Annotated in this window: 11 protein-coding genes; 9 read left to right on the top strand and 2 right to left on the bottom strand. The window is 54.9% G+C overall.

Annotation, left to right across the window (positions count from 1 at the left end; genetic code table 11):
• Positions 1-17 precede the first annotated feature (17 nt).
• Genes VGM48_RS21770 through VGM48_RS21800 form a run of 7 tightly spaced genes read left to right on the top strand, consistent with a single transcriptional unit; the run spans position 18 to position 7,642 of the window.
• On the top strand, positions 18-788 hold the full coding sequence (locus VGM48_RS21770) for an AMP nucleosidase (protein WP_331582554.1): 771 nt from the start codon (positions 18-20) through the stop codon (positions 786-788).
• Positions 789-790: 2 nt separating this feature from the next.
• Positions 791-2,497, top strand: coding sequence for an ABC transporter ATP-binding protein (locus VGM48_RS21775; protein WP_331582555.1), 1,707 nt, complete (start codon positions 791-793; stop codon positions 2,495-2,497).
• Positions 2,475-3,341: a cytidylyltransferase domain-containing protein gene (locus VGM48_RS21780; protein ID WP_331582556.1), complete on the top strand. Its 867-nt coding sequence runs from the start codon at positions 2,475-2,477 to the stop codon at positions 3,339-3,341. The genes VGM48_RS21775 and VGM48_RS21780 overlap by 23 nt, the downstream gene beginning before the upstream one ends.
• 13 nt (positions 3,342-3,354) lie before the next feature.
• A complete protein-coding gene (locus VGM48_RS21785; RefSeq protein ID WP_331582557.1) occupies positions 3,355-4,395 on the top strand; it encodes an N-acetylneuraminate synthase family protein in 1,041 nt (346 codons plus the stop codon).
• Positions 4,392-4,895, top strand: coding sequence for a KdsC family phosphatase (locus VGM48_RS21790; protein WP_331582558.1), 504 nt, complete (start codon positions 4,392-4,394; stop codon positions 4,893-4,895). Before VGM48_RS21785 ends, VGM48_RS21790 begins: the two co-directional genes overlap by 4 nt.
• A 14-nt stretch (positions 4,896-4,909) precedes the next feature.
• Positions 4,910-6,226, top strand: a complete 1,317-nt coding sequence (locus tag VGM48_RS21795) for a hypothetical protein (protein ID WP_331582559.1) — start codon at positions 4,910-4,912, stop codon at positions 6,224-6,226.
• 24 nt (positions 6,227-6,250) lie between these two features.
• Entirely contained in the window at positions 6,251-7,642 is a 1,392-nt protein-coding gene (locus tag VGM48_RS21800) for a lipopolysaccharide biosynthesis protein (protein WP_331582560.1), read from the top strand.
• On the opposite strand, the gene VGM48_RS21805 is transcribed toward VGM48_RS21800, so the two are convergent.
• Positions 7,639-11,316 (bottom strand): TraB/GumN family protein, encoded by a 3,678-nt coding sequence (locus VGM48_RS21805; protein ID WP_331582561.1) that lies wholly within the window; start codon positions 11,314-11,316, stop codon positions 7,639-7,641. The two genes, VGM48_RS21800 and VGM48_RS21805, sit on opposite strands and share 4 nt — an antisense overlap.
• Positions 11,317-11,596: 280 nt before the next feature.
• On the opposite strand from VGM48_RS21805, the gene queA reads away from it, so the two are divergent.
• On the top strand, positions 11,597-12,646 hold the full coding sequence (gene queA / locus VGM48_RS21810; RefSeq protein WP_331582562.1) for a tRNA preQ1(34) S-adenosylmethionine ribosyltransferase-isomerase QueA: 1,050 nt from the start codon (positions 11,597-11,599) through the stop codon (positions 12,644-12,646).
• Between the two features lie 65 nt (positions 12,647-12,711).
• Complete coding sequence (locus VGM48_RS21815) at positions 12,712-13,584, top strand: alpha/beta hydrolase (RefSeq protein ID WP_331582563.1); 873 nt, start codon at positions 12,712-12,714, stop codon at positions 13,582-13,584.
• Positions 13,585-13,632: 48 nt separating this feature from the next.
• Here the strand turns inward: VGM48_RS21815 and VGM48_RS21820 are convergent, their stop codons facing one another.
• The gene (locus VGM48_RS21820) at positions 13,633-14,814 is read right to left on the bottom strand and encodes a carboxypeptidase-like regulatory domain-containing protein (protein ID WP_331582564.1); all 1,182 of its coding nucleotides are present in this window, start codon (positions 14,812-14,814) and stop codon (positions 13,633-13,635) included.
• Positions 14,815-14,836 lie beyond the last annotated feature (22 nt).

Consider the following 14,836-nt stretch of genomic DNA (forward strand, 5'->3'; position numbering starts at 1 on the left):
TTTGCTAAATTTACGAAATGAAGACCAAAGAAGAGATCGTAAATAATTGGCTCCCACGCTACACGGGTGAAAAATTGGAGAATTTCGGGGAGTATATCCTGCTCACCAACTTCGATAACTATGTGCAGCTTTTTGCCGAATGGCATGGGGTGCCGGTTATAGGCGAGCATAAACCCATGCAATGTGCGACGGCCGGGGATATCACCATCATCAATTTCGGGATGGGCAGCCCCGGGGCGGCGACGATCATGGATCTGCTGACGGCCATCCATCCAAAAGCCGCACTTTTCCTTGGCAAGTGTGGGGGATTGAAGAAGCGGAACAAACTGGGAGACCTGATCCTGCCGATCGCGGCTATCCGCGGCGAGGGAACCTCCAATGACTATTTCCCACCCGAGGTTCCGGCCCTGCCTGCCTTTGCCTTGCAAAAGGCCATCTCTACCACCATCCGGGAATATGCGGTCGACTATTGGACCGGCACAGTATATACAACGAACCGGCGGGTCTGGGAACACGACGAAATCTTCAAGGAATATCTTCAAAAGATCCGCGCCTATGCCATCGATATGGAGACGGCGACCATCTTTTCCGTCGGCTTCTTTAACAAGATCCCTACGGGGGCGCTGTTGCTGGTGAGTGATCAGCCGATGGTCCCGGAAGGGGTGAAGACGGCGGAAAGCGACCTGAAGATCACCGGCGAATTCGTGGAAAAACATATCAGGATCGGCATCGATTCGTTAAAACAGCTGATCAACAACGGCGTTACGGTAAGACATCTAAGATTCTAGGAATGTCTGCCCTTTTATCAATTCAGCAATTAGGTATCGGTTTTGTCATGGAGGACGGGATAATACCCGGCGTCCAGGACCTCAGCCTCGAGGTTCGACGGGGGGAGATTGTCGCACTCGTAGGCGAATCCGGGTCGGGCAAGTCCATCACTTCACTTTCCATCCTCGGCCTGCTGCCCACCCCACCCGCCCGCTATCTTTCCGGGAAGATCTTCTTCACCGGACGGGACGGCCAGACCGTCGATCTCCTTACCCTGGATCCCGAAGCACTACGCCGGCGGCGGGGTTCCGAGATTGCCATGATCTTTCAGGAACCGATGACCTCCCTCAATCCCGTCTTTACCTGCGGCAACCAGGTTGCCGAAGCCATCCGGGCACACCGGAAGGTCCCGGCGGCCGAAGCCAGGCAGCTGACCATTGCGCTTTTCGAACAAGTCCAACTACCCGATCCCGAAGGGATGTACGACCGCTGGCCACACCAGCTCAGCGGCGGACAAAAACAGCGGGTCATGATCGCGATGGCGATGAGCAGCCGGCCCTCGCTGCTGATCTGTGACGAACCGACGACGGCGTTGGATGTGACGGTACAAAAGACGATCCTCGGGTTGATCCGGCAATTGCAGAAATCCGGGGACATGGGAGTCATCTTTATTACACATGACCTGGGCGTCGTCGCCGAGATCGCCGACCGCGCCGTCGTGCTTTATAAGGGAGCCATCGTAGAACAGGGGCCGGTGCGCCAACTGTTTCACCATCCCAGGCATCCTTATACAAAAGGGCTATTGAATTCACGGCCGGCGCTCCATGCGAAGGGCGAACGGCTCCCCGTTGTAAGTGATTATCTGGCGGGCAGGGAGCCGGTGCCGACGCCGGTGCCAGTCCCGGTGCCGGTGTCGACCGAAGTGCTTTTAAAGGTGGACAACCTGCGCGTCTGGTATCCCGCGAAGAAAACCCTGCTCGGTAAGGTCCTGCGGTATAACAAAGCGGTGGATGGCGTCAGCTTCGAGGTTTTTAAAGGCGAAACGCTGGGTCTGGTGGGCGAGTCGGGTTGCGGTAAGACGACCCTTGGCAGGGCGCTGCTGCGACTGATAGAACCTACGGAAGGTCAGGTCTTTTTTGAAGGCCGGTCGCTGGGCGCGTTGACCGCCGCTGAAATGAAAAAGCTTCGCAGCAGGATGCAGCTCATTTTCCAGGATCCCTATTCCTCCCTGAACCCGCGCCTGACGATCGGTTCGGCAATTGCCGAGGCGATGAGGGTTCATGGAATGGGAGTAACCGAAAAGGATCGAAAAGGAATGGTGATCCAACTGCTGGAGAAGGTCAGCCTTAGCGCCAGTCATTATGACCGGTGGCCGCATGAATTCTCCGGCGGACAGCGACAGCGGATCGTGATCGCCAGGGCGCTGGCGCTTCGTCCCTCATTCATCGTCGCCGACGAATCGGTATCGGCGCTGGACGTCAGCGTTCAGGCCCAGGTGCTCAACCTGCTGAACGATCTAAAAAAAGAGTTTGGATTTACCGTTGTATTCATCTCCCATGACCTTTCGGTCATCCGCTATATCAGCGACCGCATTCTCGTCATGAACAAAGGCCGGATAGAAGAAGCCGGTGATGCAGAGACCGTCTACAGTAATCCCCGATCGGAGTATACAAGGAAACTCCTAGCTGCCATCCCCAGGCTGCAGGATGCATCGGACGAATCGTATTAAAAAGGAATTAAAACACGATCCGCTTTTAATCTTTACCGAAGATCTTCCGTCAACTCCAGCTACCCCGATGGTTCATGCGCGCGTTCCACTAATCGTACAGGCGAGGATGCAGTCCACCCGCTATCCCGGCAAGGTCCTGAAGCCCTTCGCCGAAGGCCGCTCCCTGCTTGAATTTCAACTGGTGCGGCTAAAACAGGCCTTCCCCGGTTCGCCGATCGTCATCGCCACGTCCAACACGGCCGCCGACGATCCTATTGCGCAGCTTGCTAAAGCGATCGACGTTTTTTGCTACCGCGGAGAGGAGCGTGATGTATTAAAACGATTTGTTAACGCGTGCCGATATTTTGGTTTTAACCGGCAAATCATCCGTATTTGCGGTGACAATCCTTTTCTTCAGATGGAATTCCTGTCCAGGCTGATGGAAGAAGCTGCCGAAGAAAGCGATGCTGATGACTATATCGGTTTTTCCATCAACCGGATACCCGCGATCCGTACTCACTTCGGCTTTTTTGCAGAATTAGTAGCCGTCGACGCATTATTGCACGTATATGAGCATGTGGAAGACCCCGTCTTCCACGAACACGTAACTAACTACATCTATGAGAGCACCGGAACGTTCAAGATCCGTTTGCTTGAGGTTCAATCACTAATCCCTTTTCTCGAGTGTTTGCGGCTAACAGTCGACAGCCGGGAAGACTTCGAGAATGCCGTATATATCTATCGGCAATTGCATCCATCTTCGGGGCAAGCGGACCCGTCATGGAAGGATATTATGGATTTTGTCGGCAATGACCCGGCAATCAAAGGTCGGATGACCCAACAGATCAGGCTGTATACTAAATAGAGAAATATCGAATATGAGTTCTACTTACCTTATCGGCGAGATCGGCCAGAACCACAATGGGTCGGTCGAGATCGCAAAACTGTTAGCGGAGATTGCGGCAAGACCGGTGACGGATCATCTTTTTCAGCGGAAATTCAAAGGGTTCAACGCGATCAAACTGACCAAGCGCGACCTGTCCGAAGAACTGGCGCAGGCCAAGATGAATGAGCCCTATAACAGCCCGCATTCTTTCGGGACGACATATGGCGAGCATCGCTCCCGGCTGGAGCTTAGCGACGAGGAACATTTTGAGGTGTACACCCATGCGAAAAAGCATGGGATCGATTTCGTGGAGACCCTTTGCGCCGTGGGTTGCCTTTCGCTGCTGAAGCTGTTCACCCCGGATTATCTGAAGGTCGCCTCCCGCGACCTAACCAATCTGCCCCTGCTGGCCGCCCTCGCGGAGACACAACTGCCGGTCATCCTGTCGACGGGAATGGCCGGCCAGGAAGAATTGGACATCGCCCTGAAGGTGATCACCCGCTATCATTCCCGGATCTCTATCCTGCATTGCGTCTCGGAATATCCCACCCAGTATGAGCATGTAAATCTGAACACGATCCCGTATTTGAAGGCAAGATATCCGCGGTACCCGGTCGGTTATTCCGATCATACGATCGGCATCTCCATTCCCGTGGCGGCGATAGCAGCCGGCGCGATGATCCTCGAAAAGCATATCACCGTGGACCGTAAGATGAAAGGAACCGATCAGGCTTCCTCGCTGGGGATTGACGGGATCGAAAGAATGGTGCGGGATATCCGCAACCTCGAACTGGCGCTCGGCGAATATGGCATCTTTGCGGAAGAAGCAGTCATTCCGACCCGGCTCAAACTGGAGCGAAGCATCGCATCCACGCGGCTGATCGAGCCGGGGGAGGTGATCACGGAACAGGATATCCATCTTCTTTCCCCGGGAGACGGATTCAAATGGCTGGAGAAAGACCGGGTTGTCGGAAAGCGCGCGAGAAGCCGCATCCCCGCCAATGAGATCATTTACCCAAACCTGATCAGTTGAGCCCGTTGCCCAAATTGATAGCGACCGATATCGACGGCGTCTGGACCGACGGCGGAATGTACTATTCCGAGTCGGGAGAAGAGAGCAAGCGGTTCAACACCTACGACAGCGCAGCGGTGGTCTTTTGCCGCGCATTGAACATCCCCGTCGCGATCCTGACGGGAGAGCCCAGCCTCGCGGTCAAGCGGCGGGCGGAGAAATTGACGATCTCCCGGTGTTACACGGGGTTGCACGACAAACTGGCCACCCTTCAAACCATCTGTGGGGAGTTGGGCATTACACTGGCGGACGTGGCTTATATCGGCGATGACCTCAACGATATCGCCGTGCTTCGGGCGGTGGGCTTCTCGGCCTGCCCCGTGAGCGCTCCGGAATATATAAAACAACAGGTAAGCCGGGTATTGACAAAAAAGGGCGGCGATGGGGTCTTCCGCGAATTCGTGGAAAGCATACTGACCGATGCGGGTATCCTCCAGGAGGTGCTGAAAAACTATTTATAGCAAAAACAAGCAAGGTGATCCATTGGGAAAAATTTTTGGAGTTTGAAGCAGAGAACGATCTTTTTCAACTGGAAGAGGAGGGCCTGTATATCTGGGATATCCTGCGGTTTCATGTATATGTAAACTATATGTGGGATAACTTCCCGGATCAGAAGCACGGGCAGTCGATCGTTGCGTTGCTTCTCAAGTCAATGAGACGGATGGCCTTTCTCGTTAACTTTCTGTTCCGCAGATCCCGGCCCAATCTTTTTTTCCTGCATTCCCGCGACCGTCAGTCCGACGGCCGTTTCTATGACAAGAATGCGACGGACTTTCTCCGGCGGATGGCCGGTGAATCGCATATCCTGGAGACCTGTGAAGCCCGGGGGATGCGATATCTCTATCCGGTATCGCTGTATAACCCTGCCAACCTGTTCAACCGGATTTACTATTGGCTGTATCGCGGGCGCGATTATACCGGCCTGGTAGAGAAGATCAATAGCCGGTTCGGACTCAACTGGAACAACCGGATCGTCAATCGCCATATCAGCTATTTCAAAAGCGAACGGCTGTTTTACAACTGGTTGTTCCGGCTGAAAAGAACAAAACGGGTATATGTCACCTTCAATCTGCCGAAGGCCCTTTACTGTGCCGCCCGGGAGAACGAGGTGGAGACGGTGGAGTTTCAGCACGGGATCATCGACAGGGGACATATCGCTTATAACTACCCCGCCGGGATCCATGCCGGTGGAAGAGTGTATTGCCCCGATATGCTGCTGACCTTCTCGGGCTTCTGGTGCAGGGATATCAACTACCCCGTGAAACAGATTATCCCTGTGGGCAATACGATCCTGGCCGACGTCGAGACGGCGGGCAAGTCCTTTGACCCCGACAGCCGCGTCATCGGGTTCATCTCGGCGGATGTCTTTGGGCTTTCCCTGGCGGAACTCGCCATAGAGTATACGCAGCTGAATGCCGGCGATCATATCCTGTTCAAGCTGCATCCCAATCAGTTCGACCGGAAGAAAGAATACGACCGGCTGTTCCGGGATCATCCGGCCATCCGGGTGATCACCAACGAACAGCCTACGGAAAAAGTGGTGCTCAGCTGCGACGCCATCGTATTGATCCAGTCGACCATCGCCTATCAGGCCTTACAGGCAGGCATCCCGGTATTCATCTACAAGCGGATGACCTATTACCGGCACGCGCATATCTTCGCCAGTCCGAATGTGCGGCTTATCGATCATGCACGGCAGATCCTGTTCACCAGCCAGCAGGCATCGCCGCATCCCAATGATGTTTTTTTTGAAGAATTTGACGAAAGAGTCTACCTTCTGCTTTCGAAGTAAAGCAGAAGCTCTGAATATACGCTAATGCAGAACCGGCAACTGGTCATCAATTCCATCTACTACACCCTTGGAGAGATCTTGCCCCGGATCATCGGGTTCTTTCTGCTGCCCTTACTGACGCACTATCTAACGCCGGCGGAATACGGGATCAACAGCTATACCAATGTGGTGATGCTCTTTTCGCTCACGCTGTCGACTCTCAGCCTGAATACCTTCCTGCTGCGGAATTATTATAAAGAGGATACCCCCGGCGGTAAAAAGCGGATCATCGGAAATATCTTTTTGCTGATGCTGCTGACCAACGGGGTCGTCACAGGACTGGAATTACTGCTCTTCCCGGGAGCACTGGTGTGGCTGAAGATCGGCATTCCCTTCCGGCCTTTCTTCCAGCTGGCCATCATCAACAACTTCATGGAAGGCATCTCGATCGTCCCGCTGATCATCTACCGGATACGGCAGAACGCGCGGATCTTTGTCCTGATCAATGCGGCGCGGGTCCTTTTGCAGTTTGGCGCGACAGCCCTGCTGCTGACCCAATGGCATCGCGGCCTGGAAGGGGTCTATTGGGCAAGGATCATCGTCTCCATCCCGTTTACCTTGCTTTTTGGATGGATCGTTTACCGGAACGCGCTTTTCCGGCTTCGCCGGGAGCAGATACAAAAAGCGCTGCGGTTCTCGCTGCCCCTGCTGCCGGGGGTCCTCTCCTATTTGTTTATCACGACCTTTGACCGGATCGTGCTGGAAAAGAATGTTGGGCTCGACGGCCTTGGACTCTATTCCACGGCGGCGACGCTCGCGCTGGCGCTCAATATCATCGTGCAGGGATTGTACCGGGCTTTCGAACAGAAGATCTTCGAGAAACACGGAAAGCCGGAATACGGGCGGATCACCGATGAACTCTATCGTTATTTTATTCTCTGCTTATTGGGGGGTGGGTTCCTGATGAGCATTTTCAGCCGGGAGATCTTCCTGCTGATCACCTCGTCCCGCTTTCAGCAGGCCTATACGCTGGTGCCCCTGCTCGTAGTGCCCGTGATCCTAAACGGGATGATCACCTATCTTTCGGTACTGGTGATCGCCGATCAGCGCCAGGCGTTGATCACCCGCGCCACATTTTTATCGTTGGCAGTGACGATACCCGCGACCCTGATCCTGATCCGGCTATGGGGCGTCTACGGAGCGATCCTTTCCTCCGCACTTTCTTTTGGGATCGTCGTCTTCTTTTACCTTTATCATCTGCGGCTGAAGCAAAGCCATGTGCTCTCCTGGGGAGTGCTCCTACTGCTGTTGCCTGTCGTCTGCCGGGCATTGCAAACTCTCGATCTTCCGCTGTTGCCCGTCATAGGGATCAAGCTGGGGCTGTCGGCCGTGTATATCGGGCTTTGCCTGCTGCGCTTCAGGATAAAGCCGGCCTAGTCCTCATCCGGCTGGAGGTTGTGATATTCGCCGTCCTGAAAGAAGGAGGCCGCACTTTTACGCCGCGAGAGAAGCAGCTTGCGCCATTGTCCGGCGAACTGTTCGACCGCCGGGGTGCTGGCTTTTAGCTTTTTGGCGGTGAGCATCACAAACGATGCATCGGTGCTGAGATCTTTCCGATTGACAGGCTGGATGCCGCTGAGTCCCAGCTGCCAGTCGTCGTCTTTATTGATCTTGTATTTGAAGAAATAGACCCATCCTTTTGTGTCTTTGAACTTCGCAGGCTGTTTGTCCACCAGTTGGATCGCGGCAAATTCATTGGCGCCCCGACTGGCAACCAGCAGGCTGCGGGCGATATCTTCCTGCGTCCGGTAGCGGAGAGGAAAGCGCTCCACACTGCCGATGGCGACGAGTCCCTGATACAGTAAACTGCGGGAGGCATCGTTGGCGGCAAGGGCAAGAAAAATGGAGTCCGCCACGGGCCTTCCGTGACGCAGCAACAAAAGGCTGGTGCTCAGGCGCAGCTGCGGATCGCGGCTTTGAAGCAGCTTCTCGAAGAAGTGCGGAATGGTCGGGTTCTTATCATAGAACGGCATCAGCAGGATGGCATAATCATCGAGGTCGTTGCCCGCTGCCTCTTCCCCATCGGTTTCGGTATTGTCGTCGTTGTCCTCCTCTTTTTTCTGTAGCCGCCGTTCGTCCTTGCTCTCCTGCTTCTTCCATTGGATCTTCGCGTCAAAATAGATCTGGCTGAACCAGGGTTCGTAGTCCGCCGCCCGGAGATAATTGCTGTCGACAAGATCGGCAAGCAGGGACTGGATATTGGCCTTGTAATCGTCCACCGTGGACAACTGGAGCAGGGAGGGGAAGAGCGTCCGGGCCAGCGCGAGCGAATCGCCGATATCCCGGAAGAGACCGGTATACTCAGAGGCATTGTCAAAGACAGGCGGATCCTGGATCATCAGCTGTTTCAGCAATTGGTAGGCGGCCATGGTCCGGTGATGCGCCAGCGCCTTCAGGACGGCGTTTTGCAACAGGCTGGTATCCCCGGCCCGTTCGTAAATCTGCTTTAGCCCCGCGACGACCCCGGGGGTGGCGGCGGAGTCATTGATATACCCCAGTTCATTGATGAACTTTGTCTTTGTATCGAAATAATCCTTTCCGTTGTAGGCCAGATTGGCGATGACTTCGAGCAGGCGGGGGACCCCGGCCGCACCGAAGTAAACATTGGGGATCGCCTCCTTTGCCCGTTTGGCGACGAGCGAATCTGGACTCTCGAAGTCCCGGAAAAAGAGATCGAGCTTGCCTTGGAAAACCGGGGCGCCGGAAGAAGAGGCGACGGGATGAAAGCTGGAATAGAACCGGGCGAGGAAATCGCTTTGCGCCGCCAGGGAGTCGTTAAGCGACACGATCCGGAAAAGATGGCTGCCTTTCAAAAAAATGCGCATATCGATGCGCCGCGTAGTATTGGTGTCCGTGAGGACATAGCGGTAACCGGCCTCGTCGCCGTTGATATAGGGCTGTTTACTGCAGACGATGAGATCGCGGCGGAGGCGTTTCTCGTTGGTCTCTTCCTGCCAGAAGGAAAGGGAATCCTTCGGGTAATAATATTTTGGAAAGGATTCGACCGACACATAAATAGCCTCACCGGTCGAGTCGTCCTGAAACAGGGCGGTCTTTGCGCGGGGCCAGTAATTGTTGTAGTCCGGAATGGAGTTTAGAAACTCTTCGCTGCTGGCCCGTTCGATGATGCCGCGCATCCCGGTATCGACATCCGGTACCATGGGGGTCGTGACACCGATATGAATGAAGGTGTCGACATAATTCCGGAAAACGGGATACTGATAGGGAGTAAATGCAAACATGCCGAAGAAAGAGTTCATCGGCCGGGTCTTGCTTCGGCTATGCGCGGCCAGAAGGTAGTAGTCGGCGCCATGGAGGATAAACCGGGCCCGGAGAAAAGACCCGTCCTTTTCCTGGTAAGTGGCATCGAGACCCGCATGACCCGCGACCTGTACCGGCCGGCGGGAAAGGAGCTTATCGATGTAGTCCGAGCTGCGGAAGCTTTCTTCCATCAGCGCGAGGTCGGCGGTATCCTCTTCCATGAAGCGGTAATTCTGCACGGTCTTCTTCCAGAGAAGATAGGCATCGCCGGTGACCGAATCGGTGGCTTCATATTCCCAACGGGTGATGCCGTCGGAGCCGAAAGTATTCTTGTTCTGGAAGGGAGGATGCGGAAAGGCGACGCTAAAACCGCCGCGGGCAGGGCTAAAGGGGGCCCAATGGGCCGGAGCATTGTTGCGGATACGAATGGAGCCGAAGAACTGCTCGGCTTCGGGACCATCGACATAAGTATTGGTGCCGCTCATCTTGAAAACCCAGACCTCCGCCGGAGTGATGAGGATGTTGTAGCGCTGGATATCGCCGCGGCGGGTGCGGGCGGTGACATCATACCCTTTATAACCACTGCGGGTGATGGCCGTCTTTTTCAGGATCTTCCCGGGGATGTTCTCGTAAAGGAGGCTGTCGACCTTTTTTTGAACGGCCTCTTCTTTTTGGCCAAGGAAGCTGCTATGGGTCTTTACCCGGCCGATCATGTAATAAGCCCCGTTGCCCATGTCGGCATATTGCCAGGAGTCAGGACTGCGGCTATCGTTGCGGCGGTAGAGCTTGCCCGGGAGCTGGACCGAGAAGTCGCCATCCTCGGAGGTAAAAGTGGAAAAGCTGACAGGGACCTTGATCCTGTCGATATCGTCGCGGCGGTTGGCATCCTGGTCGGGCATGATAACCGGCCGGAGGATATACCCTTTTTTACGCAGGAGCTCGATGACCCCGCGTTTTCCGGGGAGATGGGCCGCCCCCACCCCTACAAAAAGGGAGTGATGCCGGACGATACTGTCGATGGAAGCCGCCTGGATCTCGTTACGGCGATAGAGGAATTTCTCCATATAGGCCTCGGACGGCTCCATAAGCTTCTCGAGGGAGTCGAGGAGATCGAGATCGCCCTTCCGGTAGGCTTCCTGGGTCTTGCGCTCGATCTCGTAGGCGGATTCGCCATCGGTATCGGGGGCCTTCTTTTTCCGGTCTTTCAGCATGTCCTGGGTGGCTTCCATGACGAGGCGTTCGGTCTGAAAGTAGTTCTCGACGCCGGTAGCCTGTTTGCCCAGTTTCTTACCGGTCTGGTAGATATAGAGATCGAGATAGGTATCTTCTTCGAAATCGGCCTGGGTACGGAAGGTCCGGTAAAGCAGGCCGTTGATAACGGTGGGTTCCTCGCTAAGGGCCGATTTAAGCCGGGATTCATAGTTCTCGAGCTGGAAGGAATGCTCGTTTATCAGGTCCCCCGGAGCGCCCTGCGTATAAAAACGCAGGTTGGACTGGAGATTCTCGAAGCGAAAGAGCTGATCCTGCCAAAGCTGGGGGTCGAGCTCGAGGGCAACCACATCGGAATTGCGGATATCGAGATAGAAGGAATCGCTGAGATGAAAGACCAGCTTACTGCTGACATGCATGGTCCCGAAGAGATAGGAAGGCTTTTTCAGCCCGTTTCCCGTGATCTCCCAAAGGAGTGCCGGGTATTTCTTGTCTACCCTGCGCTGAGCCGGAAGACCGATGGTCAGAAGAAGAAGAAGGACGGTTGCCGGCGCACAGAACCTGAAAGGGGTAGATCTCATTATGGAGGAATTAGTCGATACCAACCGATACGTTTAAAGATGCGTAAAAGACGCCAATTCCTAAAAATTATTTTGTCGTTTGCCTAAAACTATATTTGGAAATGGCTCATTTTTTGGCTACCTTTGCCCGCTTGAAAAATCATGCCGTAACATGATAGCAGATCGGGTACCCGTAAGACCTGGTTTGTGGATAAGGCTCTGAAGTTACTCCCCCCTGATATCATGTGAGATTCGTCCTGGCGGATGAAGTTCGAGATATAATAAAAAATCAACATTTCACATGAAGCTTTCACAGTTCAAGTTTGATCTTCCTCTAAACCTTATTGCCCAGCACCCTGCGAAAAAAAGAGAAGATAGCCGAATGATGGTGGTCCACCGCAAGACCGGCCAGATCGAGAACAAACATTTCCGGGACATTCTCGAGTATTTCGATGACAAAGATGTTTTTGTTGTCAACAATACAAAGGTCTTCCCCGCCCGCATGTATGGCCGTAAGGAGAAGACCGGCGCCAAGATCGAAGTTTTCCTGCTCCGCGAATTGAACAAGCCCAACCGGCTTTGGGACGTTATCGTCGACCCGGCCCGGAAGATCCGTGTCGGTAACAAGCTTTATTTTGGCGACAATGACGAGCTGGTTGCCGAAGTCATCGACAACACGACGAGCAGGGGCCGGACCATCCGTTTCCTGTGGGACGGGAATGACGACGAGTTTCGCCAGGTGCTGGAGATCCTCGGTGAGACCCCACTGCCGAAGTACATCAAGCGGAAGCCCGACGAGGAGGACAAGGAACGGTACCAGACCGTATACGCGAAGCATGAGGGCGCCGTTGCAGCGCCCACGGCAGGTCTGCATTTTAGCAAAGAACTTATCAAGCGTTTGGAGATCAAGGGAGTGCGTTTCTCTGAGATCACACTTCACACGGGTTTGGGAACCTTCCGGCCCATCGAGGTGGAAGACCTGAGCAAGCATAAGATGGATGCCGAATATTACCGGATCGAGGATGATGCCTGTAAGATCGTCAACAAAGCCCGCCTTGGAGGCCATCGCATCTGTTCCATCGGGACAACGACGATGCGGGCGATCGAATCCTCTTTCACCGCGGAGAAATTGCTAAAGCCTTCCGAAGGCTGGACCAATACCTTTATCCATCCGCCCTACCAGTTCAATATTGCCGATGCGCTGGTGACCAACTTTCACCTGCCAAAAACCAGTCTGCTGATCATGGTGTGTGCGTTTGCAGGATATGACCTGGCGATGGAGTCCTACAGAAGGGCGATAAAAGACAAATATCGCTTCTTCAGTTATGGAGATGCGATGCTGATATTGTAACTTACAACCCCGGCCGACGCCGGGGTTTTTTTATGAAATACCTGCTCTTCCTTCTAATGCCGATCATGGCCACAGCACAACAGGAAATGCCGTTGTACGGCGCCGACCCGATCCCCAATTCCCGCCCGGCGGCCAATGCCGAGACGATCGATTCCTCGGGTCATCCTATCCGTTATTCGTATAGTAAGGTAAGCCACCCAACCCTAACGGTATGGCAGCCCCCCGTCGGAAAGCGAACGGGTACCGCCGTGATCGTCTGTCCCGGCGGCGGCTACGTGCATCTGGCCATGACCCATGAAGGGACCGAGGTCGCGGCCTGGCTCAACAGTCTTGGGATCACCGCTTTCGTGCTGAAATACCGGTTACCCAGTGACGAAACGATGCCCGACAAGACGATCGGCCCCCTGCAGGATGCCCAGCGGGCCATCCAGGTGGTCCGGCAGCGGGCCGGCGAATGGGGCGTGGATCCCGGCAAGATCGGCATCCTGGGATTTTCGGCAGGCGGCCATCTGGCCTCCACCGCAGGGACCCATTTTTCAAAGGCGGTGATCGCCAATCCGGCCGGGGTTTCGCTTCGCCCGGATTTTATGGTGCTGCTCTATCCGGTCATCAGCTTTGATGACAGCATCGGGCACCGGGGAAGCAGGGACAATCTTATCGGCAAGAACCCGCCGGCCGCGTTGATCCGCGAATATTCCAACGAGTTACAGGTGACGGATCAGACCCCACCCACCTTCCTCGTGCATGCCGAAGACGACAAGACCGTAAAGGTGATCAACAGCCTGAACTTTTATGAGGCGCTGATGCGGCATCATGTGCCGGCCGAAATGCATATCTATCCGAAAGGCGGTCATGGATTTGGGATGCACAATGCAACCACGAAGGATCTTTGGACCGAGCGGTTGCAAAACTGGCTGGCAGCCGGCGGATGGCTGTAAGACCCGGCCCTGCTCCGGGCGGGATTAATTCAGGACTGGCCCCCGGTCCTAATGCAGGACCGGCCGTGAATCGGGATCGACGGCCAAATAGTCCAGCGGAAGCAGGTTGCTGATCTTTTCACTCTGGCCCCAGACACCGCGGGCCAGGATCTCTCTGGACGGATAATATCTCCCATTCCCTTCGACCGCAACCGGCTCGGCGCCCAGCAGCCGGATCTCCGATTGCCGTAGACTGTCGGCGTCGCCATTGACCCCATAACTGACGATGAGGTTCCCGTCAAAATAGATCGACAGATTCCGCGCCGTATGGCCGGTGATAAGGGAGTCGGGCGACAGGGCGAGCCGCCGGTGGATCGGGTCCGGCTCCCGCAACACCTCCCAGAAATAATAAAGGGTGTCTTTGGGAAAGAGCCCCGGTTTTTGAAAGTCGGGGCGATAGATACTCTTCACCCGGCGTTTTTCTTCATTGACCATATACACATCCCGCTGGATCAGAAAGCCCTCGCTGATCGTATGGCCTGTATACAGGCTGCGCATGAAGTGCATCATCGAACCCCGGTAGGCGGTCCAGCGTTTGCGGAGCCAGTTCTTCCCCGCCGCTTCATTCTCCGGGGTCTGTTCCTGAAAAAAGGGATAGCCGGAAAAGGCGATGATCTTCGTATTGAAGTCGCTGACAAACTCCTTCAGCTGATACGTCAGCACATAGCCAAGGGCATCGTTCTCGATCTGCAGCGGTTCGGCAGCGGTGACCCGTAGCCGGTTTCCCCGTTTGTAGAAATAAAATCGCAGCACCTCCTTATTGAGGATCCGGCAGGAAGCGGCATTCTCTCCTATCCCGATGAAATTATCCTGGAAGTATTTTCCATACCTGGCCCAGCCATGCTTGTCAAAAGGCTCCACGGTAACGGCCGTCAGTTCTGTGGCCGCCTGCCTCAATCTGACCGGCAGCACAGGGGGCAGCCGGCTTCCGTCGATCTCGACGATCACCGTTTCATAGCCGATGGCCGAGACCACCAACTCGAAGGTGCCGGCGGGAATGGTCAGCCGGAAAGCGCCATTGCGGTCGGTGACGCCGCCCTTTGAGGTATTGTTCAGGTAGACACTGGCGGCCGCAAGCGGCTTGCCGGTGAGGGAATCGGTGACGGTCCCGGATAGGGCGCCGCCGCTGGATTGTGCAGATAGCCGGCCCAGAGAGGCGAGCAGGACGATAAGAAGGTTCAGCCGTTTCATGAAATGTCCCCATGAATGTACG

It is taken from the genome of Puia sp., assembly GCF_036500295.1.
GTDB lineage: Bacteria > Bacteroidota > Bacteroidia > Chitinophagales > Chitinophagaceae > Puia.

Excerpts from the sequence above, each read along its gene's own strand:
- VGM48_RS21805 (WP_331582561.1), bottom strand. The coding sequence starts at position 11,316 with ATGAGATCTACCCCTTTCAGGTTCTGTGCGCCGGCAACCGTCCTTCTT.
- VGM48_RS21780 (WP_331582556.1), top strand. The coding sequence starts at position 2,475 with ATGCATCGGACGAATCGTATTAAAAAGGAATTAAAACACGATCCGCTT.
- VGM48_RS21775 (WP_331582555.1), top strand. The coding sequence starts at position 791 with ATGTCTGCCCTTTTATCAATTCAGCAATTAGGTATCGGTTTTGTCATG.
- VGM48_RS21800 (WP_331582560.1), top strand. The coding sequence starts at position 6,251 with ATGCAGAACCGGCAACTGGTCATCAATTCCATCTACTACACCCTTGGA.
- queA (WP_331582562.1), top strand. The coding sequence starts at position 11,597 with ATGAAGCTTTCACAGTTCAAGTTTGATCTTCCTCTAAACCTTATTGCC.
- VGM48_RS21815 (WP_331582563.1), top strand. The coding sequence starts at position 12,712 with ATGGCCACAGCACAACAGGAAATGCCGTTGTACGGCGCCGACCCGATC.
- VGM48_RS21770 (WP_331582554.1), top strand. The coding sequence starts at position 18 with ATGAAGACCAAAGAAGAGATCGTAAATAATTGGCTCCCACGCTACACG.
- VGM48_RS21785 (WP_331582557.1), top strand. The coding sequence starts at position 3,355 with ATGAGTTCTACTTACCTTATCGGCGAGATCGGCCAGAACCACAATGGG.
- VGM48_RS21820 (WP_331582564.1), bottom strand. The coding sequence starts at position 14,814 with ATGAAACGGCTGAACCTTCTTATCGTCCTGCTCGCCTCTCTGGGCCGG.